This window comes from Halomicrobium urmianum (assembly GCF_020217425.1).
GTDB classification, from domain to species: domain Archaea; phylum Halobacteriota; class Halobacteria; order Halobacteriales; family Haloarculaceae; genus Halomicrobium; species Halomicrobium urmianum.
On sequence record NZ_CP084090.1, the window covers coordinates 130,903 to 149,820 of the forward strand.

The window sequence follows — 18,918 nt, forward strand, 5'->3', positions numbered from 1 at the left end:
GCACCTGCAGGGCGCGACGCAAAACGCTAGCGGAAGACCGACGAGCTACAGGGCCTCGGCGATGCGTTCGCCCGTCTCCAGCCCGTTCCTGATCGCGGCGTGGAGTCGAGCCTCGCCCGCCACCCAGTCGCCCGCGAGGAAGAGGTCGTGGTCCGCGGCCATCTCGATCGCGTCGTCGCTCACGCCCTCGTCCGGCAGCGCGTAGCGCCAGCCCTGGTAGTCCGTCCAGTCGGGGTCGGCGAGCCGGTCGTCGGAGAGCAGCGCCGCGGTCGCCTCGGCGGCGTCGGCGACGACCTCGTCCTCGGGGTCGTGAAAGCGCTCGGCCGACCAGTCCGGGGCCATCTGGACGAGCAGGAGGGCCTCCCCGTCGGGCACGTGCCCGGGCTTGCACTCCTCGCGACCGACCCAGCCGACGTCGTGGTCCCTGTCGGCGTTGACCAGTGCGTAGTACGGCAGGTCCAGTTCGAAGTCGTAGTGGAGCACGGCCGAGACGACGGCCCGGTAGGGGACCGAGGCGATCGACTCTCGCAGCCGGCGGCAGTCGACGTGGTCCCACCGGGCCTGCCCGAGGAGGTCGGCCGACTGGGGCGCGGGCGGCGTCAGGAGCGCGGCGTCGAAGTGGCCGTGGTCCGTCACGTCGGCGTCCTCGCGGGACGAACTCGAGCGAGGGCTCGTGGAGCTCTGCTCCACGGCGTCCTCGACGGTCCAGCCCCCGTCAGCGCTGGCGAGCGTCGCGACGCGCGTGTTCCGGTGGACGGTCGCGTCCGTCGCGGCGAACAGCCGCTTCGCGAGCTGCGTGATGCCGTCCTCGTAGGTCCACTTGTGTCCGTCGCCGCGGTCGCCCTCGCTGATCTCGCCGGCAGCGTCGAAGGTCCACACCGGCTCGGTCACGTCGACCAGCCCGTCGGTCGGGAGCGCCTCGGTCACCAGCTCGGTGACGCGCTCGTCGTCCGAGGTGAGGTAGTTGGCGCCGTACTCGTAGGTGCAGTCGCCCCGGCGGCGCGTGGCCGCGCGCCCGCAGAGGCCGCCGCTCTTCTCGAAGACGGTCACGTCGACGGGCTCGTCGCGGAGCGCGTAGGCCGCCGCCGCGCCGGCCGCTCCGGCTCCGACGACCGCCACCGTGGCTGTCATGTCTCTCGCTGCGGGCGGACGGCTCAAAGAACCCACGCCCGCGCGGTCCGGGCTGGGGCGTCACTCCGCGCCGGCGCCGTCCCCGACGTCCTCGAATCCGTCCGCAAGCGTCCGCAGCGCGTCCGAACCGCCCCGGACCAGCGGCGTCCCGTGGCTCATCGCGGCGACCTCGAACGGTCCCGAACGCTCGACCACTGACCGGACGCTCGCCCGGCACTCCGCGACGTCGTAGGAGTCCAGCCAGAAGGGGACCGTCAGTTCGGCGTCCGTCCCCCACACGAGGTCGCCCAGCAGCGCGACGCCGGCGTCGTGGACGTACGCGGCGTGGCCGGGGTTGTGTCCCGGCGTGAGATAGGCGGTGAACCGCCCGACGCGCTCGCCGTCCTCGACGGGTCGGACGTCGAAGCGGTCCGGGAGCGGGAAGAGGCGGCGCACGACGCGGTGGAACAGGCCCTTGTGGTGGAGCAGCGGCGGGTCCGCGTCGCCGACGAGCAGCCGGTAGTCGGGCGCGCCGATGTAGACCGGGCCGTCAAATTCCGGTGCGAGGCGCGCGAGGCCGGTGACGTGGTCGAGGTCGTAGTGGGTCAGCAGGACGCGGTCGAGATCCCCCGGTCCGTAGCCCGCGTCGGCGAGTTCGCTCCGGAGCGACGGGCGGTTACGCCAGTAGCCGGCGTCACAGAGCGTGACGGTCGGCTCGCCGCCCGCCTCGTCGTCCGCGCCGCCGGCCATCTCTCGCTCGTCGAGCAGGAAACAGTTCGTGGCCATAGGCGGGACCAGTCCGAGATCGAGCAGCCAGACGCCCTCGACGAGTTCGCGCGCCACTACCCGTACTCGCGCGCTCGATCCCCTTCCTCCTCCCGGTTCCGTCGCTGCTCGCGGGCCCGATTCACGTACTCGTCCGCATCTTCCAGGGTTTCGACCTTCAGGAGCCGCTCCAGTTTGTGCTCGAACTGCTCGTCGGTCAGTTCGCCGCGGGCGTACCGCTCGCGGAGCCTGGCGAGCGCGTCGTCATCGTTGCCGAAGGTGTCCGCGTCGCCGCGGCGCTCCGCCTCGCGGTTCTCGTGGCTCTTTCCCCACGGCCGTCCCCACTCCCGGCCGGTCTCCTCGGCCTCGGTCTCCCCGGCGGCGATCTTCACGATCGGTAACACGGCGGCGTAGCCGACGATCAGCGCCGCCAGCCACCACTCCTGGCCCGTGAACAGGGCCGCCATCCAGAGGCCGGTGACGAGCAGCGACGCGACCTCGACGGCGTTGTCCCGGAGGCGCTCGGCGGGGCTCCTCATGAGCGGACGCTTCGACGGGGTGGGTCAAAAACGTGGCTGCGCCGACGGCCGCTCTCGCCCCGTTCGGCCGGTCACAGCCGCTTGCTCACGTACGGCCCGTCCTGCTGGTAGCCGAGCTTCTCGCGGTAGTACTGGCGGACGCCGATGCCCGAGATGACCGCGAGCTTGTCGAAGCCGGCGTCGGCGGCGCGCTCCTCGGCCTCGCGGAGGAGGCGGCGGCCGTAGCCCTGGTGCTGGTGGTCGGAGTCGGTCTCGGCGGCCTGACCCACGCCGACCTGGCTCCCGTAGACGTGGAGCTCGCGGACGATGGCGGCGTTCTCCAGCTCCCGGCGGACGGGGTCGTTCGGGAACCGCAGGCGGCAGAAGCCCACGAGGAGGTCCTTCTCGCGGTCCTCGAAGGAGATGAAGTGCTCCGTGCCGCCGCCGGCCTCGTAGGTCGTCGTATCGAGAGTGACCTCCTCGGGGTCCTCGTCGTTCATCCCGACCTCGCGACAGCGGATGCAGTCGCAGGTCCAGCCGTGCTCCTCCATGCGCTGGCGCGCGAGCTGGCGGAGGTTGGACTTCCAGACGCCGCCCTCGATGAAGTCCGCGGGGATGTCCCGCTGGACGCGCTGGAGGCGGGTGTACTCCGGGATCATCGACTTGATCTCGGCGACGAGTTCGGCGGCCTCGTCGTTGGTCAGCGGCTCGAACTCGTCCTTGCGCCACCAGTCGTAGGTGACCGTCCCCTCGACGACGAGCGTGGGGTAGATCTTGAGGTAGTCCGGCCGCCACTCGGACTCCTTGAAGATGCGCCGGAAGTCCTCCAGGCACATCTCCTTGCTCATCCCCGGCTGGCCGGGCATCATGTGGAAGCCGACCTTGAACCCGGCGTCGCGCAGCCGGCGGTTGGCGTCGATGGAGGCCTGGACGCCGTGACCCCGGTGCATCTCGCGGTTGATCCGCTCGAAGGTCGTCTGAACGCCCACCTCGACCTTCGTCCCGCCGAGGTCGAGCATCCGGTCGATCTGCTCGGGGTCGCACCAGTCGGGCTTGGTCTCGAAGGTGGTCGCGACGTTGCGGACGTCCGCCGTCTCGTTCTCGGCGACGACGTCCTCTAGGTACCGGAACTCGTACTCGTCGGGGTCCTCCGCGAAGCTCTCCTCCTCCGCGGGCTCCGGCGGCGCCTCGGGGTCGAAGTCGTTCATCGCCTCTAGCGCCCGCTTGACGAACCACTCCTGGTAGTCGTGGCTCCGGGCGGTCATCGTCCCGCCCATGACGATCAGCTCCGCCTTGTCGACGGGGTGGCCGATCTCCCGGAGCTGGTTGAGCCGCAGCGTCACCTGCCCGTAGGGATCGTAGTCGTTCTGCTCGCCGCGCGCTGCCGCGGGCTCGTGACCGGTGTAGCTCTGGGCCGAGGAGAACTCCGAGTCCGGGCCGCCAGGGCAGTAGAGGCACTTGCCGTGCGGGCAGCGGTGCGGCGAGGTCATGATCGCGATGGGCGAGACGCCCGACGCCGTTCGGACGGGCTTGCGCCGCAGGACCGCCTCGAGCTCCTCGCGGCGCTCCTGGGGCGCGTAGTCCATCAGCTCGGAGTTCTTGGGCACCTTCGGCGAGGAGTGCTTCGAGCAGACCTCCATCTTCGCGCTCTCGACGTCCTCGCGCTCGAGGTCCCCCGAGAGGATCCGCTCGACCAGTTCCTCGCAGACCCGCTCGAAGGCCTCCGTCTCCGTCGGGTCCGTCGACTCGGTGCTCATCTGGTTGTCACAGAGTGGTCGTCTCGCGCGAATAAGCGTGTCGCTCCCAGGAGAAACCCGAAGAACTGCTACAGTCGAGACCGCTGGCAGTGACGACTGAACGGCCCCTCGCGCTCGACCGGTCTGACTCGCTGTCGCCCGAAAATCTTCGATTTTCGGGATGAGTGCGGGACGGAGTCCCGCGAACCACGCGCTTCGCTCGCTCCGCTCGCGAAGACCTCGTCCAGTGTCGTCGCTAACACTCGCTTCGCACGGGTGGCGACAGTACGCGCCGACGAGATGAATGCGGTCGTGTCCGCGCGACGCACGCGGGTATGAATAGCGAAGAGCGACCACCGTGGCGTATGCCAGCCGACGACGCGAGCGGCGACCTCTCGCGTCCGCCCGCGGGTGCGTCTTCTGCTACACGGCCGAGATGAGCGTCTACGGCGCCCGGACGGCCGTGCAAGCGCTCAGACCGGACTGATCACTGCTCCGCGGTTTCCGCCGTCGCCCGATGATAGCCGACGGCGTACCCGAGCCACAGCAGCGCCGCCGGAACGGCGACGAACGTCAGGAGGTCGAACACGGTGGCGTAGAAGACCATCGTCTCGCCGACCGAACCGGCCTGTGGGAACCACGCGGGAACCCCGCCACCCGACACCGCCGTCACGGCTATCCGCGTCAGCGCGGCCTCGCCCGCGACGATAGCGACGAGCGGGGCGACGAGGGCGGCGAGCGCCGTCCGGAGAGAGGGCTCGCTCCGAAGGGAGAGATCGGGGATCACGTGTCCGACCGGTCGTCGGAGCGCGTTACACCTACCTCCGGACCGTCACTCGTCGTCCCAGTAGGGCACTTCGGCGTCGATATCGAGGTACCGCGAGAGGCTCCGCTCGTCGGAGGGGCCGCCCGGCGCGGAACCGGCGTAGAGGCCGACCTTGCCGTCGTCCGGGTAGACCGTGACGTCCGGCTCGTTCATCGTCGAGACCGCCAGGTAGCGGAGGCCGTCGTCGCCGGCGCGGACCTCGTGGGCGCTCTCCTCGCCGCGGGGGAGCGCGACGTAGTCACCGGGGGAGAGGTCGTGTTCCACCTCGTCTGGACCGAGCGTCAGCGTCCCGCTCCCGTCGAGGACGAACAGCGCCTCCTCGTTGCCCTCGTGGTAGTGGCGGAGCCACGTCCGCTTGCCGGGCGGCACGTCGTAGAGGCTCGCGCCGAGCTCCTCGCTGCCGGCGGCGCGGCCGAGCTGCTTCCGGCGGAAGGTGCGGTCGCCGTGCTCGTGGTCGGTCCACTCCAGATCGCTCTCGTCGACAGGTTCCATGCGGTCGGGGTCGACCGCGGGCGAGAAGTAACTGCTGCTCGTCTGCTAGCCGTTCACACGCGGTCGGCGACGGCGGCCAGCGCGGCGTCGAGCACGGCGTCGCGCTCGCCGGCGAGGAAGCGGATGGATCCCTCGCGGGCGCTGCGGGCGCCGACGCCGGCCTCGGGGACCTGCTCGGCCACCTCGTCGGCCAGGTCGTGGACGTCCACGTCCGCGTCGGAGCGGACGTACAGCGTGTCCTCGTCGACGCCGACCAGCGCGTCCACGCCGTCGCCCTCCTGGCGGTACAGCTCGTCCAGCAGGAGCGTCTCCGGCGGGAAGTCGAACCGGTGAGTGAACGCGTCCGTGTCGAGGACGGCGATGTCGGCGCCGCCGACGGCCTCCTCGTCGAGGTTGGCCACGGCGGTGTCGACCTCGGTCTGGAGCTTCGTCCGGAACTGCTCGGCGACGTTGCCGGCCAGTCCGGTGACGTCCTCGTCGTCGTCGCCAAACAGGAGGTCGATGATCAGCTCGCGCTTGTCCTCGTAGGATTGGTAATAGGCCTCCAGTGCGACGGCCTCGCGGAGCTGGTCGATGGCCTCGGGGTCGTAGCCGGCCTCGGCGGCGGCCGAGAGGTACTGCTCTGGCGTGTCGTCCCAGAAGCTCACGGCGGGCAGGTGGACGAGGTCGTCGCGGACCTCCTCGTTGACGTGGGCGGCGACGTTGGCGGCCAGCGCGGTCGTCGTGGTCGGCGGCGCGTCGGCCACCGACGGGCTCACGAGCGTCTCGACGGCGTCGGCGACCTCGTCGTCGGCCACGGCGTCGTCGACGACGACGCGGGGTGCGCCGTACACGTCAAGCAGCTCGAACCCGTCGATGCTCTCGCGGGTGCTGCCGGCGGCGACGAACACGAACAGGGGGAGCTTCTCGTCGTGGCGCTCCCGGTTCTCCAGCATGTTCGTGGCGTCCTTGGTGGCGTCGTTCATGTCGTAGACGCCGCCCTCCAGCGGCCGACGGTCGAAGTAGTGGTACTGGGCGTCGGACTGGCGGTGCTCTTCTCCGACCAGCGGGAGCGTCGCCCGCTCCAGCGCGACGCCGGCGGCGTAACCGTCCGCGGTGGCGGAGTGACGGACGATGACCGGCCGGTCGGTGATGACGGCCTTCCGGACGGCGGTCGCGGCGTCGATCAGCTCGTCGCTCAGCGCGTCGATTGCGGGGTCGTCGGCCAGCGGCTCGACGGCGCTGGGCCGGGCGCGCTCGTCCAGCGCGTCGGCCATGCGCTGCTCGACCTCGCTGCGCTCCTCGTCGTCGAGGACGTCGAGCGCCTCGGTCTCGACCTGAATCTCGCCGCGGCGCCGGCGGACCTCGCCGTCCAGTCGGACGACGTCGTCCTCGACCACGTCGGGGTAGGCGCGGACGCCCGCCTCGATGAAGGCGGCGCAGTCGACGGTGCCGGTCTCGTCGCGCACCTGAAACACCGTCGGACCGCTCGTCTGGCGGACGCCGACGACCTCACCCTCGAGGCGGACGTCGTCGCCGACGCGGTCCCCGAGGTCCTCGACACGGGCGTGCGGGCGCTCCTCTCCGTCCGTCGCCGCTTCCGCTTCGGTCTCCTCGGTCCGCTCCTCGACGACGGCCCCGGCGTCGGCCTCCGGTTCGGCGGAGCCTTCGCCGACGACGCTGGCGCTCTGCTCGGCGCGCTGGTCGGTGTCGGCCCGACTCACGCGGCTCTCCGTCGTCTCGCCGGCATCGACGTCGGGCTGACGGGCCTCGACCTCGGCGTCCGCGTCGTCCTCGGTGTCGGCGGCGTCGCCGCTACCGTCGCTCGCCTGTCGCTCACTCCCGCCGCTCGCGGTGCTTGAGGGGTCGCTGCGCTCGCCCTCACTGTCTTCATTTCCCTCGTCGACCTCCTCGGCGAGGCGGGCGTGGTCGAACTCGGGGTCGTCGACGAGCGTGCCGCGGAACTCCCGCTCGGACTGGCGGATGGACCAGCCGAGGTCGACGTTGCCGTTGTCGCGGACGTTCTTGACCTTGACGTAGACCGTCTGGCCCGGCTCCCAGTCCAGCGAGTCGAGCCGCTGGTCCAGTTCGCTCCTGTGCAGGAGGCCGGTCACTCGGTCGCCGATGTCGACGAAGACGCCGAACTCGGCGAAGCCGTCGACGGTGCCGCGATAGTATCGATTCACCGATAGCTGGTCGGGGTTGTCGCCCCTGAACTCGAACAGGACGTCCTCCTCGTGGAGGTCACAGATGTGACCGTCCACAGACTTCCCGCAGATGATACACGAACCCATTGGCCGATGCAAGTGGGCCGGCACTAAAACGGTTGTCGGAATCGCTGTCGCCCCGTGGCCGGTCGCTCGCCGGGCCGATCCGCCGCCGTCGAGCGATCCGCGACTAGAACGGGGTGTCAGACGGAACGACCGGGAGATCCGCCCCTGAAGGAGGTTTTCGAGACTCGCCGCGGTGACGACCGGTCACTCGAAGACCGGGCTGTCCTCCTCGAGCATCTCGACGCCGCGGGCGACCTCCCTGGCCTGCTCCGGGTCGAGCGCGACGGTCACGTCGTTGCCCTCGTCGTCCTCGAAAGCGAGTTTGACACGGCGATCCCCGTACTCGCGGACGTCGATGCCGGTGACGTCGTACAGCGTCGCCGAGGCGTCCGTGTTCGACGCGCCGACGTGCTGGACGGCGCCGTCCGTGAGCTCGAAGGCGAACTGGTCGAGGTCGAGCGTGAGCATGTCTCGACGGTGGGCGGCCGGGACCGTTAAAGGTAGCCGACAGCAGCGACCCCCCGGAAGCCGTAGCCGAACACCAGAAGCGCCGGCAGCGCGGCGACGGCGGCCGCGCGCGGCAGCGAGAGGTCGTGAACGACGCTCGTCCCGACGACGTACAGCGCCCCGCCCCACAGCGCCGCGAGGACGCGCACCGCCGGAATCGGCAGCCCCGCCACCACGCAGGGCGCGGTGGCGTAGGCCAGGACCTGCACGGTCTCGCTGATGCCGCCGCGGTCGGGCGCGACCGGCGCCAGCAGCAGCGTCTGGACCGCGGTGGTGAGGTGGAGCGCGGCGGGCGCGACGAAGACGACTGTAGCCAGCAGCAGCAGCGCGGCCGCCGCCGGCGAGAGGTCGCCGATCACGGGATACGGGAAGGGAGCCAGCGAGACGCGACCCCGCTCGGCCAGCGCCGTGAGGGCGAACCGGCTCCCCTCTTCGAGGAGCACGACTGTCGCGGCGAACACCAGCCCGGGCGCCTGGTCGCCCGGACCGACGCCCGTCCGGAAGAACCGCCGCGGACGGGCGAGCACCTCGAACCACGCGCGGACGAGCGCGACCGGCCCGCGGTCGCGCCCGCCCGTCGGATTCTCGACCCACTGGGTCACGACCGCCACCCCCGGCGGCCGAGTTCCCGGTCGCTCGCGGTCATCTCCGTGAGATTGCCGCCGGTCGTACAAAGGGGCGTCGGGACGGGCGTCGCGGGCAACGGCCCGACAGATCAGCCGTCGGCTGCCCCGACCACTGACGGATCGCGCCGTCGCGCTCGCCGTGTCAGTCGTCGGCGCCCGGATTCTCGCTGCTCTCCAGACTGGCAGGGTCCGGTTCGATGTTGGCGTAGTGGACGGCCTCGCGTCCCAGCGTCTGCACGCGGTCCTCGGTCGTCTCGTCGGTCAGTTCGTCGCCGCGGAAGGCGTTCGAGGCGCGGGGGATGGCCGCCTGGTGGGGGATGACCCAGGCGTCCAGCGAGCGGCAGACCGACCGGAGGTGATCCAGTGCGGTGATGGGGAAGCTCCCGCCGGCGACGCAGAGGAGGCCGACGGTCTTCTTCTCGAACTCGTCGAAGCCGCAGTAGTCCAGCGCGTTCTTCAGCGGCGTCGCGTAGGAGCCGTGGTAGACGGGCGTCCCGAGCACGATCGAGTCGGCGGCCTGTACCTGCTGGCGGAACTGCTCGGCCTCCCCGGCGTCCTTCTCGTCGGCGTCGAAGACGGGCAGGTCCCACTCGCGCAGGTCCAGTAGCTCGGTGCTCGCGCCGGCCTCGCCTGCGGCCGCCAGCGCGATCCGCAACGCCCGCCTGGTGTAGCTCTCCTCGCGCAGGCTGCCGCAGATGGCCACGACGTGCGTGTCCGTCATGCCCCATCGTTCGCGCCTCTCGTCAATAGAGGCTGGGGCGAAGCCGCGTCGCTCCGCTCCGCACGGACGGTTCTGGGCGCATCGTCGGCGGTGCACCCGCCTTGAACGGGGCGGGTCACTCCCTGAAGCAACTGGCTTCGAGGGGTCCGTCGCCCGAATCGAGACACTCCAGCGGCGGGTAGCAGTGCGCCACCGACCGCGGGCAGTGCGGGTCGGGCTGGAGCAGGCCCTGAGACTCCGCGCCGATCACCGACGCCCCCACGTCGACCGCGGGGTCAGCGGTCCGGAACTGTGCACTGCCGACCTGCGCCCCGGCGAGCAGTACCGCCGCCAGCACCAGCGATGTGTACGCCCGTTTCGTCATACGCCAGTCGAACGGCCCCGGTTCCATTGTTATGTGCTCGAAATCCGGTTCGAACACGACGTTTTCCGCGTCAAACGGGGGGATCAGTCCGAAAGGGACGGACTAGAGGTTCGTTTGAGCGGCGATCCCCGTGCTCAGGCGAGAGTATACATATACAATTTGTTATTTAAATAACGACACTCGATAAATAACGCCGTTGATTGCCTGAACGTCACTTTTGATTATAGCATATTGCTTATACTAATCGCCCGTGGGTCAGTACGCCAATCCGGGCGGAGCGCCGGACGAGGCAGGCATCCACGGGCCGCGCGGATCCGGCGCCCCAGCGGCGAGGTCGGATCCGATTCGGGGCCCTGTGGTCGCTTCCGCCCGCGCACTGGTGATACACGATGAACAAAGCACTCCGGACGCTGCTCGCGCTGGTCGTCGCCACTGCGATGGTCGGCGGCGGCTTCGCGGGCACGGCAGCCGCACAGGACACGATCACCGACACCAGCCTCGTCGAACTCAACGGAAACATCGCCAACCTGGTCACCTCCATCGCCGTGAACGCCCTGAACCTCGGCGGTGAACAGTCGATCGGCGCGGACGTCGGCGGTAACTACGGGGCTGGCGACGTGCTCGGCTAATCGACAGCGCCCGCGACGCGTTTCCACCATTTTTCGCCCGGTCCGCGGACAGTCGCATCGATAGTCTACGCGGCCCGCTTCGCCCGAGCCGCGACCGTTCGGCCATCCCGGAACGGGTCGCCCTCGTTCAGAGCGACCGCGCTCGGCACGTCGACGGGCAAACCCGGAGCGACGCGTCCACCGCCGCAGCCGGAACCGTCGTGATTCGAGGTCGTGACTCCCCGCCGACCAGGTCGTTACTGGCCGACGGACGTGAAGCCGAGAAGCAGTCGGATCCGTCCGAGGTGGGGAACGCGGCCGTGAGCGGTCCCCCTGATCCACTCGGGGCGGACGGGGCGCACGCCGGCCGCCTGATCGTAGAACCCGTTCGCGTCGCCCTTCGTGACGAATCCGGCGTTCGGGGCCGGGCAGTTCGCCAGCTCCCGACAGCCGTCGGCGCGCAGGTGGTCTGAGTCCGCCTCGTCGTACCAGTTCTCGCCCTCCTCGACCCAGAACACGGCGCGGTGGATGATCGGCGATCCGGTCGCGCCGGGGCGCTCGTAGACGACGACGGACCCCGGACGCTGGATCGACTGGTAGCCGGTCTCGCCGGCGGCTTCGAGCGTGACGACCCCCGTACCGCGGACGCCGTCGCCCGGCGCGTACCGCCCGGGCTCGCTGACGTAGACCACGTCCCCCCGCTGCAGATGCGGTTCCATGCTACCGCTCTCGACGGCGACCAGCGGCGGCCACACCCCGCTGGTCGCGAACAGCAGCAGTCCGACGACGGTGCCGACGGCGACGGCGACGTCCCGGGCGATCTGGGCGACCGTGTTCTCCGACGCGACGACGCGCTCCGTCACTCCCCCGCGCTCTCCGTCCCCGTTCACTGAAGCCTCACCGCCGTTAACAGTCCCGTTCCCCGGCAGCAGTTGGGCCGGCGAGCGCCGCTGGCCCGGGGAAGGGTAGTCTCTGCGGCGCCCCCCGGCCGGCCCGCGAACGGGTCCAGCGGGGAGTCCCAGAAGCCCGCGGAATCGGAACCGCTCGGGCGTCGAGCGGTCGGCCCGGAGCCGGGATCAGGCGCGGCGTTGCCCGCTATAGCGTCGTCGTTCCCGGCGGTCGTCGCCGCCCCGAGTCCCACGTACAACCGTCCCGGACCACTCCCCGTTCCGGTCGGCCGCCCCGTCACAGCGCCCACCCCACGGCGACGGCGCTGACGGCGAGCAGCAGCAGCGCGATCGAGGCGATCGGATCGTCGAGGAGGACGAACGACCCCGTTAACGCGCTTCCGAACAGCAGACTGGTTCCAAGCACGTGGGCGCCGGTGATCGACGCGCCGTCGTCCCGCGACACGAAGTCGACCAGCTGCTCGATCTGTTCGAGGCGCTCCCGCGGATGGACCAAGTTGTCCGACCTGTCGTACTCGACGAGCCCCGCTCGCTCGAGCCTGGGGAAGTGCGACTGGTAGAGGGAGTTGTAGACGCTCTGGTACTCGTTCGAGGACACCTGTTCGTGCGAGGCGTCGTTCTCCCATATCGCGATCTGTTCGGCGATCCGGCTCGCCGCGACGGGTCTGTCCGCCGACACGAGAAAACAGAGGATGTATCGCCGGCGCTCGTTCCCCATCAGGTCGAACAGCTCGTTGTGGCAGAACTCTTCGAGGGGGAGGTCCGCCGTCCGCACCGACGGCGGGTCCGACTCGGGTCTGCGATCCGGCCCCGACGTGAGCAGCCCCGCACCGGACGGGGAGCCGTCGCCCTCACCCCGATCCGTCCTCGCGGCGCTCGCCGTGAAGAGCCGATCCGTCGTCCGTCCGGGCTGCGACCGTCGAGCTGGACTGACGCTTCCCGTCCCGCATACGTCGTACCGGCTCCACTGTCGAGGGAGCGGCCGTCCGCTCCGCCGTGGCGTCCGCAACTGCAGTCTCGATCCCATATGAAGGGGCCTCACTAGAGGAATACTTTAGTATGAGTTTGGAAAGACTTCGCAGCGGAGCAGTCAGCTCACCAAACGAACCTTTGATGCGGGGACGGCCCGTTCATAACTTACCGCGAACGAAGTCCGTAATATTTGCCCGTCGTACGATTGCCCTATAACGCCCCCCGTCGGCTGCTAGCGAGCGGTATTTCGGAGCGGGAGACCGGTAGTCGAGCGCAAACCGGGCCGTTCAGGTCGGCTGAACGAGATGTTTCGGACGGTTGGTCCCTGCGTGCCTCACGACGGTGTCGAGAGGGCCGGCGGGCGTAACGGCGACCGGCCGCGGGAAACCTGAAACACAACGCACGAATCCCCGGATTAAAGCGCCTTTGGGAGGCGATTACGCGCCCGTACAGCGAGGCGCGGTGAGAGGGACGGTGCGACCGGGGCGCTGCCCATCCGAAACGCTCTCGGCGGTCGCGGGCGGTCACGTCGCCATGCGGACCATCGACGAAGTACACGTCGTGCCGCTGGGGTACGAGCACGACCGGATCCTCGAGCCGATCCGCAAACACGACGCCGACGTCGTCTACCTGCTGAACGAGGGGGGTCGCGACCGGGGACTGACGCCGTATCAGGAAGCGCTCCTCGATGAACTGGAGGAAGACGGCCGGACAGTGCGCTTCCGGGAAGCCGACCTGTCGGACCTGTACGACGTGCTCGCGGTCGTGACGACTGTCGCCGCGGAACACGGCGACGACGTCGTCCGCGTGAACGTCTCCAGCGGCGGCACGCTCGCCGCCATCGGGAGCGCCATCGCCTGCATGGCCACGGACGCGACGGCCTACTACGTCCGCGTCGAGGAGCACGTCCCCGACCTGGACGACCGCCCGCGGACGCGGGGCATGCGCGAGGACGAGGTCCTCCCGTCCTACCCGATCGAGGCCGTCTCGCGCGATCAGGTGGCGATTCTCGACTACCTCGACGAGCGCAACACCGCCCGCTACACCGCGAAGAAGTCCGACCTCATCGAGTTCGCGGAGTCCGAGGGGCTCTCCTTCATCACCGAGTCGGACCCGACCAACGACAAGGCCAAGTTCGCGCTGCTGAACGCCAACGTCGTCGACCCGCTAGCGGCCGACGGATACATCGAGGTCGAGACCGTCGGGCGACAGAAGCAGGTCCGCCTCACCGAGACTGGCCGAAACGTCCTCCACGCGTTCCGCCACAAGCTGCGAACCGACGCCTGACCGGCCACGGCTCCCTCTCGTCGCCGCCCGCCCCGCTCTCGCAGTCGCGACGGTATCGTCAGTCGGAGTGACGAGGATAGTATAGATAGTGCAGATGATACTGATAGTATAGATAGTATCCGGGTAGAAATTACCAACCCGTCACGGGAACGTTCAGGTGCGCAGGTCGCGGGCACTTCGCCGCCCGGTCCTCCCTTTCGGCCCTCCACTCACGCCTGCCGACCTGCGTGCCGCAGGCAGGCGTTCGGCGCAGGAAGCGACGGGGCGACTTCTCTGCCCGCACGAGCCCGGTATCGACCGACGGACCGGCTCCGTTCTCGAAAGATGAGCTACCGCCGGAGCCGCGCGACCGTCTCGCCGTCCCGCTCGTCCGTCTCGACGAGGCCGTCGTCGGACAGGTCAGAGAGGAGGCCGCGGAGCCACTCCCGACCGTGCTCGCCGTCCGGCGCGTAGTCCACCCGCACGCGCGGGCCGAGGTCGTCGAGAAGGAGCTCGTCGTACTCCTTCAGCGTCGAGATCACCCGGCCCCGCATCTGGCGGCGGCTCCCCTCGAACTCGGGCTGTGTGGGGACGTCCGGCGCGGTGAAGTCGCCCGTCTCGTAGGCGTGGCACCACTCGCGCCAGGGACAGGACTCCCCGTCGCAGGCGGGCGCCTTCTCGCATGCCACCCCGCCCAGTTCCATGATGGCGTTGTTCCAGATCCGGGACTCGCCCTCGGGCATGAGCGCCCGCGCCACCGCCTCGAAGGCAGCGTCGTCGTCCGGCACGTCGAACGCGCGGTACAGTACCCGCTTGACGTTGGTGTCGACCACGGCGTCCCCCTCGTTGAACGCGAACGAGGCCACGGCGTTGGCGGTGTAGGGCCCGACACCGTGGAGCTCCTGCAGCGCCTCGGGCGACCGGGGCCACTCGCCCGGTTCGAAGCCCTCGACCTCGCCCTCGGTCACCTGCCGCGCCGACTCGTGGAGGTACTTCGCCCGGTTGTTGTACCCCAGCGAGTGGCTGGTCCAGAACGCGACCACGTCGGCTCGGTCGGCCGCCGCGAGGTCCGCGGCCGTCGGCCACCGCTCCAGGAAGGCCTCCCACGCTTCGACGACCCGTCCCAGCTGGGTCTGCTGGCTCATCACCTCGGAGACGAGAATCTCGTAGGGGTCGTCGGTCCGCCGCCACGGGAACTCCCTGTGGTCGTCCTCGTACCACGCCACCAGCGCGTCCCGGACCGCCTCGCGGTCCCCGGGCACGCTCCCCGGCAGGTCGGTCATCGGCCCTCCGTACCCGACCGCCCGGCTTGTCTCCTGCGGTTCTCGGTCCGCCCGACCACCACCGCAGGTGACCCGTAAGGTCCTTCCGCCCGGTGGCACTGGTTTCGGGCATGTCACTGGACGACCTCGCCGACGACGTCGAGGCCCGCTACGCCGACCTCGGCGACGACCTGACCGTCTCGCTGGACCGGGAGACGCGCAACGAACTGGCGATGCTATCCGCGGCGCTGGAACCGGACGACGAGGACGAACTCGTCCGCCGTGCCGTCCACATGCTGTTCCAGTCGGCCGTCGAGACGGGGAACCTCGACTTCCACCTGCGCTCGGCCTACGAGTGCACGTACGACGAGTACCTCACGGGGATGACCTTCGACGAGATGACCGGGGCCGACCAGTTCCCGCAGGCCCAGCAGAAAGACGATCGGCGCTACCAATTCTGAGACCACCTTTTTGCTGCAGGGGGTCGCCGCAGGCGACCCCCCTTGCAAAAACGTGGGCGAAAAACGCCTCGCGAGCGCCGGAGGCGCTCGCGAGTGAAACCGCGGCGCTTCGCGCCGCGGTATGCTTGACGGCTGACCTGCCCGTCCCCGACTCGCGCGACGAGACGCGCTCGCGGCCATTGAGCGAGTTCGTGTCAACGACACGGGCGTGGGTCACAGCGTCGCCGCCAGCGTCACGACCGTCGCGCCGACCAGCAGCGCGCCGCTCCAGACGGCGACGCGGTAGGTGAACTCCCGGTTGGAACTGGCGGCGGTCAGGCCGGCCTTGACGACGATGCTGGAGGCCGTCGCGACGAGGACGGCGAGGGTGGCAGTGCCGGCGCTGATGCCGCCCCCGCGGTACAGGAGGACGGCGCTCGTGGTCGCGCCGGCGCTGGAGACCAGCCCCGCGAGTGCGGAGGTGACGTACAGGCCGGCGTTGCCGAACAGGCCCTGGGCGGCCGCGCCGGCGACGAGCACGATCAGGAAGACGGCGCCGAAGACCAGGGCGTTGCGCATCGAGAAGGGGCTGTCGAGGTCCATGTCGACGGACTGGCGCCAGTCGGCGGTGTAGGCGGCGACGGCGACGCTCCCGAGGACCACGGCGCCCAGCGGCGCGACAGCCTCGACGAGCACGCCGCGCTGGAACGTGAAGGCGACGGCGATGACGAGGTTCCGAACGGCCATCGCCGCGTCGGCCAGCAGGATGGCCGCCACGGCGTAGGACGTGGCCTCGGGCCGCTGGTCGACGTGGTCGAGCATCGTGCCGACGACGGCCGTCGACGAGGCCAGCCCGCCGAAGAACCCGGTGACGGCGATGCCCCGGCCGCCGTAGGTCTGGACCACGCCGTAGTTGACGATGCCGATGCCCGCGACGGTGACGACCATCAGCCAGACGACCCGCAGTTCCACCTCCAGCGGGAGGCCGGCGACGGTCGTCTCCAGCGGCTCGGCCGGCAGGAGCGGATAGACGACGAACGCGAGGATGGCGAACTCCGAGGCCGACCGCAGTTCCGAGCGGCTCAGTCCCCACGCGAACCGGTGGAGCTCCCGCTTGAGGACCAGCAGCAGCGACGACAGCACGGCCACTGTCACGCCCTCGAGGACGAATCCGCCGGCGACCAGTGCACCGACGCCGTAGGCCACCAGCATCGAGACGGACGTGGTCAGCGCCAGCCCCTCGTGCTCGTCCTCGTCTGCCAGCAGCCCTTGCACTGCCAGCAGGACGCCCTGGACGATGACCAGCAAGCCGCCGACGACCAGCAGCAGCTCGGACTCCGTGACGGTGAATACGGCAGCCAGCAGGCTGATCAGGGCGAACGTCCGGACCCCGGCGGCCTTGTGAGACCACTCCCGCTCGAACCCGAGGAACATCCCCAGCGCGCCCGCGAGGACGATTCGCACGACGTCCGCGTCGGCCGGCACCGCCGAGAGCTGTGCTAATCCCGACACTGTCGGCGCTACGTGGCCGGCCCACGTAAACGGTGCCGCTGTCGGTTCGTCGAGCCCTCCTCGGGAACGACGCGCCGCTCGGGAGGTGATCTGTGCGCCCCCGTATCTTTTGGTGACGTGACGTGAAGCCGGCCGCATGGTCGAGTTCGAATTCGACGTCGACTGGGCGCGCGCCGCCTGGATCGCGTTCGGCGCCGTACTGGTCGCGGCGCTGTTCGTGGTGGGCTACGCCTTCGTCGGAACGTTCGTGTTCGGCCTGTTCCTCTACTACGCGACCCGGCGGCTCTACCGGCGAGTACGACAGCGGATCGGCCCGCCCAGCGTCGCCGCGGCGGCCTCGCTGCTGCTGCTGGCGCTGCCCGCGCTGGCCCTGCTGATCTACACGCTGATCGTCGCCGTCGGACAGCTCTCGACGTTCGCGGACGACCTCAACGGCGGATCGGAACAGCTCCAGCCGCTGCTCGACCTTGCGGAGCCGTACACGGGCGAGCCCGCCGGCTTCCCCGACCCCGCGACCGTGCTGAGCGGCGTCGACGCCGGCACTGTCTCGACGACGCTCGAGAGCGCGGTCGGCTACCTCGCCGTCCTCGGGACCGGTCTGCTGCACCTGTTCGTGATGCTCGCGCTGGCGTTCTACCTGCTGCGCGACGGCCCGCGGTTCAACCGCTGGCTTCGCAACTTCACGGACCAGCGGGGCGTGCTCGACCAGTACATCCGCGAGGTCGACCGGAGCCTGGACAAGGTGTTCTACGGCAACATCCTCAACGCCATCATCACGGGCATCGTCGGCGCGGTCGCCTTCAGCCTGCTCCAGTACGCCGCTCCAACGGAGACGGTCGCCATCCCGTACCCGGCGCTGGTGGGACTGTTGACCGGCATCGCCAGCCTGATCCCGGTCGTCGGGATGAAACTGGTCTACGTCCCACTGGCCATCTACATGGCCATCCGTGGGGTCATGGCCGGCGAGGGGCTGTGGTTCGTCGGCATGTTCGCGCTGGTCGCGTTCGTCATCGTCGACACCATCCCGGACCTGCTCGTCCGGCCCTACGTTTCCGGGGGGAGCCTCCACACCGGCGCGCTGATGTTCGCCTACATCTTCGGCCCGCTGATCTGGGGTTGGTACGGCATCTTCCTGGGGCCGATGCTGCTGGTGCTCGTGGTCCACTTCGCGCGCATCGTCGCCCCGGAACTGCTCTCTCACGAGGCGATCAGACCGTACGCCGTCGACCCCGGAACGCTCGGGCCGGGCGAAGAAATCGAGGGGTCGCCGGACGCGACCGGTCCAGAAACCGCTCCCGACGGGTCGGGCGAGGCGTCGCCGGACTACAGTAGAAATTGAAACGCTCTACACGTCGAGAGACGCCTCGGGTGGTCCCCGAGTGTATCGTCGCGTTCAATTTCGACGATAGCAGTCAGGCCTCGCTCTCGACCTCGACGTACTGGTCTTCCCACTCGCGGCGCGCCTCGATCTCCCGGCGACCGCGCCGGGTGAGCGTGTAGAAGTTCGTCCGCCGGTCGCGCTGCCCCTTCTCGACGAGTCCCTTCTCGACGAGGGTGTCCAGGTTGGGGTAGAGGCGCCCGTGGTGGATTTCCTTCTCGTAGTAGTCTTCCAGCTCTTCTTTGATCGCCAGCCCGTGTGGTTCCTCCCGGCCCGCGATGACGTACAGGAGGTCCCGCTGGAAGCCTGTCAGGTCGTACATCGGTAAAGTCTATTCGTACTGTTATTGTCGTAATCGCATAAATATATCGCATCCGCCGCAAACGCGACCGGACCGCCCGTCGAGGGCCGTAGATGGAGATTCAAGATAAGTAACATAACTGATGTGTCGGGCTGTCGAATCCAGTCAACTGTCCATCACGACTGCGATGTGACGGCGCCACGGCTCGCACTCCGTCTCGGGTTCGGGCCGATCGTCGGGCGGTCCCGCTCCGGACGCTGTTCGGTCGACGCAGACGAACGCCCGGGGCGGCGTTCGGAACGTAACCGTCGACGGACGCCGGACCGGACGACGAGCGCGGCTGACGGGGAACGG

General features: G+C 69.4%; 20 protein-coding genes. 4 read left to right on the forward strand and 16 right to left on the reverse strand.

All coding sequences use genetic code 11. The annotated features are described in order from the left end of the window. Window positions 1-45: 45 nt before the first annotated feature. The 11 genes from LCY71_RS00685 to LCY71_RS00735 all read right to left on the reverse strand — a co-directional run bounded on the left by LCY71_RS00685 (window position 46) and on the right by LCY71_RS00735 (window position 9,917). Window positions 46-1,131: an NAD(P)/FAD-dependent oxidoreductase gene (locus LCY71_RS00685; protein ID WP_225334446.1), complete on the reverse strand. Its 1,086-nt coding sequence runs from the start codon at window positions 1,129-1,131 to the stop codon at window positions 46-48. Window positions 1,132-1,191: 60 nt separating this feature from the next. Then, window positions 1,192-1,953, reverse strand: a complete 762-nt coding sequence (locus tag LCY71_RS00690) for an MBL fold metallo-hydrolase (protein WP_225334447.1) — start codon at window positions 1,951-1,953, stop codon at window positions 1,192-1,194. Continuing rightward, window positions 1,953-2,414, reverse strand: coding sequence for an SHOCT domain-containing protein (locus LCY71_RS00695; RefSeq protein ID WP_225334448.1), 462 nt, complete (start codon window positions 2,412-2,414; stop codon window positions 1,953-1,955). The genes LCY71_RS00690 and LCY71_RS00695 overlap by 1 nt, the downstream gene beginning before the upstream one ends. A gap of 71 nt (window positions 2,415-2,485) precedes the next feature. Further along, window positions 2,486-4,150 (reverse strand): tRNA uridine(34) 5-carboxymethylaminomethyl modification radical SAM/GNAT enzyme Elp3, encoded by a 1,665-nt coding sequence (locus LCY71_RS00700; protein ID WP_225334449.1) that lies wholly within the window; start codon window positions 4,148-4,150, stop codon window positions 2,486-2,488. A 466-nt stretch (window positions 4,151-4,616) separates the two neighbouring features. Beyond that, a complete protein-coding gene (locus tag LCY71_RS00705; RefSeq protein ID WP_225334450.1) occupies window positions 4,617-4,916 on the reverse strand; it encodes a hypothetical protein in 300 nt (99 codons plus the stop codon). Window positions 4,917-4,961: 45 nt separating this feature from the next. Beyond that, window positions 4,962-5,447, reverse strand: a complete 486-nt coding sequence (locus tag LCY71_RS00710; RefSeq protein ID WP_225334451.1) for a cupin domain-containing protein — start codon at window positions 5,445-5,447, stop codon at window positions 4,962-4,964. Window positions 5,448-5,500: 53 nt separating this feature from the next. Next, entirely contained in the window at window positions 5,501-7,720 is a 2,220-nt protein-coding gene (locus LCY71_RS00715; protein WP_225334452.1) for a DHH family phosphoesterase, read from the reverse strand. A gap of 183 nt (window positions 7,721-7,903) precedes the next feature. Further along, the gene (locus LCY71_RS00720) at window positions 7,904-8,167 is read right to left on the reverse strand and encodes a hypothetical protein (RefSeq protein ID WP_225334453.1); all 264 of its coding nucleotides are present in this window, start codon (window positions 8,165-8,167) and stop codon (window positions 7,904-7,906) included. Between the two features lie 26 nt (window positions 8,168-8,193). Further along, window positions 8,194-8,808: a YIP1 family protein gene (locus LCY71_RS00725; RefSeq protein WP_225334454.1), complete on the reverse strand. Its 615-nt coding sequence runs from the start codon at window positions 8,806-8,808 to the stop codon at window positions 8,194-8,196. 166 nt (window positions 8,809-8,974) lie between these two features. After that, window positions 8,975-9,553: an NADPH-dependent FMN reductase gene (locus tag LCY71_RS00730; protein WP_225334455.1), complete on the reverse strand. Its 579-nt coding sequence runs from the start codon at window positions 9,551-9,553 to the stop codon at window positions 8,975-8,977. Window positions 9,554-9,668: 115 nt separating this feature from the next. After that, a complete protein-coding gene (locus LCY71_RS00735; RefSeq protein WP_225334456.1) occupies window positions 9,669-9,917 on the reverse strand; it encodes a hypothetical protein in 249 nt (82 codons plus the stop codon). A 389-nt stretch (window positions 9,918-10,306) separates the two neighbouring features. On the opposite strand from LCY71_RS00735, the gene LCY71_RS00740 reads away from it, so the two are divergent. Next, window positions 10,307-10,546 (forward strand): hypothetical protein, encoded by a 240-nt coding sequence (locus tag LCY71_RS00740; RefSeq protein ID WP_225334457.1) that lies wholly within the window; start codon window positions 10,307-10,309, stop codon window positions 10,544-10,546. Window positions 10,547-10,782: 236 nt separating this feature from the next. On the opposite strand, the gene LCY71_RS00745 is transcribed toward LCY71_RS00740, so the two are convergent. After that, the gene (locus LCY71_RS00745) at window positions 10,783-11,415 is read right to left on the reverse strand and encodes a S26 family signal peptidase (protein WP_225334458.1); all 633 of its coding nucleotides are present in this window, start codon (window positions 11,413-11,415) and stop codon (window positions 10,783-10,785) included. A gap of 295 nt (window positions 11,416-11,710) precedes the next feature. Then, a complete protein-coding gene (locus tag LCY71_RS00750; protein WP_225334459.1) occupies window positions 11,711-12,208 on the reverse strand; it encodes a DUF7344 domain-containing protein in 498 nt (165 codons plus the stop codon). 731 nt (window positions 12,209-12,939) lie between these two features. Here LCY71_RS00750 and LCY71_RS00755 point away from each other — a divergent pair. Beyond that, window positions 12,940-13,692, forward strand: a complete 753-nt coding sequence (locus tag LCY71_RS00755) for an HFX_2341 family transcriptional regulator domain-containing protein (protein ID WP_225334460.1) — start codon at window positions 12,940-12,942, stop codon at window positions 13,690-13,692. 329 nt (window positions 13,693-14,021) lie between these two features. Here the strand turns inward: LCY71_RS00755 and LCY71_RS00760 are convergent, their stop codons facing one another. Beyond that, window positions 14,022-14,954 (reverse strand): HhH-GPD family protein, encoded by a 933-nt coding sequence (locus tag LCY71_RS00760; RefSeq protein WP_225334461.1) that lies wholly within the window; start codon window positions 14,952-14,954, stop codon window positions 14,022-14,024. A gap of 110 nt (window positions 14,955-15,064) precedes the next feature. Here LCY71_RS00760 and LCY71_RS00765 point away from each other — a divergent pair, with 110 nt between their 5' ends. Then, window positions 15,065-15,394: a ribbon-helix-helix protein gene (locus LCY71_RS00765; protein ID WP_225334462.1), complete on the forward strand. Its 330-nt coding sequence runs from the start codon at window positions 15,065-15,067 to the stop codon at window positions 15,392-15,394. A 213-nt stretch (window positions 15,395-15,607) separates the two neighbouring features. Here LCY71_RS00765 and LCY71_RS00770 read toward each other — a convergent pair whose 3' ends face one another. Next, on the reverse strand, window positions 15,608-16,885 hold the full coding sequence (locus LCY71_RS00770; RefSeq protein WP_225334463.1) for an MgtC/SapB family protein: 1,278 nt from the start codon (window positions 16,883-16,885) through the stop codon (window positions 15,608-15,610). Between the two features lie 136 nt (window positions 16,886-17,021). Here LCY71_RS00770 and LCY71_RS00775 point away from each other — a divergent pair, with 136 nt between their 5' ends. Continuing rightward, window positions 17,022-18,224 carry an AI-2E family transporter gene (locus LCY71_RS00775; protein WP_225334464.1) on the forward strand — a complete coding sequence of 401 codons (1,203 nt, stop codon included), beginning with the start codon at window positions 17,022-17,024 and terminating at the stop codon, window positions 18,222-18,224. Between the two features lie 73 nt (window positions 18,225-18,297). On the opposite strand, the gene LCY71_RS00780 is transcribed toward LCY71_RS00775, so the two are convergent. Next, window positions 18,298-18,585 carry a PadR family transcriptional regulator gene (locus LCY71_RS00780; RefSeq protein WP_225334465.1) on the reverse strand — a complete coding sequence of 96 codons (288 nt, stop codon included), beginning with the start codon at window positions 18,583-18,585 and terminating at the stop codon, window positions 18,298-18,300. Window positions 18,586-18,918: the final 333 nt, after the last annotated feature.

Excerpts from the sequence above, each read along its gene's own strand:
- LCY71_RS00685 (WP_225334446.1), bottom strand. The coding sequence starts at position 1,131 with ATGACAGCCACGGTGGCGGTCGTCGGAGCCGGAGCGGCCGGCGCGGCG.
- LCY71_RS00695 (WP_225334448.1), bottom strand. The coding sequence starts at position 2,414 with ATGAGGAGCCCCGCCGAGCGCCTCCGGGACAACGCCGTCGAGGTCGCG.
- LCY71_RS00700 (WP_225334449.1), bottom strand. The coding sequence starts at position 4,150 with ATGAGCACCGAGTCGACGGACCCGACGGAGACGGAGGCCTTCGAGCGG.
- LCY71_RS00710 (WP_225334451.1), bottom strand. The coding sequence starts at position 5,447 with ATGGAACCTGTCGACGAGAGCGATCTGGAGTGGACCGACCACGAGCAC.
- LCY71_RS00715 (WP_225334452.1), bottom strand. The coding sequence starts at position 7,720 with ATGGGTTCGTGTATCATCTGCGGGAAGTCTGTGGACGGTCACATCTGT.
- LCY71_RS00720 (WP_225334453.1), bottom strand. The coding sequence starts at position 8,167 with ATGCTCACGCTCGACCTCGACCAGTTCGCCTTCGAGCTCACGGACGGC.
- LCY71_RS00730 (WP_225334455.1), bottom strand. The coding sequence starts at position 9,553 with ATGACGGACACGCACGTCGTGGCCATCTGCGGCAGCCTGCGCGAGGAG.
- LCY71_RS00735 (WP_225334456.1), bottom strand. The coding sequence starts at position 9,917 with ATGACGAAACGGGCGTACACATCGCTGGTGCTGGCGGCGGTACTGCTC.
- LCY71_RS00740 (WP_225334457.1), top strand. The coding sequence starts at position 10,307 with ATGAACAAAGCACTCCGGACGCTGCTCGCGCTGGTCGTCGCCACTGCG.
- LCY71_RS00755 (WP_225334460.1), top strand. The coding sequence starts at position 12,940 with ATGCGGACCATCGACGAAGTACACGTCGTGCCGCTGGGGTACGAGCAC.
- LCY71_RS00760 (WP_225334461.1), bottom strand. The coding sequence starts at position 14,954 with ATGACCGACCTGCCGGGGAGCGTGCCCGGGGACCGCGAGGCGGTCCGG.
- LCY71_RS00765 (WP_225334462.1), top strand. The coding sequence starts at position 15,065 with ATGTCACTGGACGACCTCGCCGACGACGTCGAGGCCCGCTACGCCGAC.
- LCY71_RS00775 (WP_225334464.1), top strand. The coding sequence starts at position 17,022 with ATGGTCGAGTTCGAATTCGACGTCGACTGGGCGCGCGCCGCCTGGATC.
- LCY71_RS00780 (WP_225334465.1), bottom strand. The coding sequence starts at position 18,585 with ATGTACGACCTGACAGGCTTCCAGCGGGACCTCCTGTACGTCATCGCG.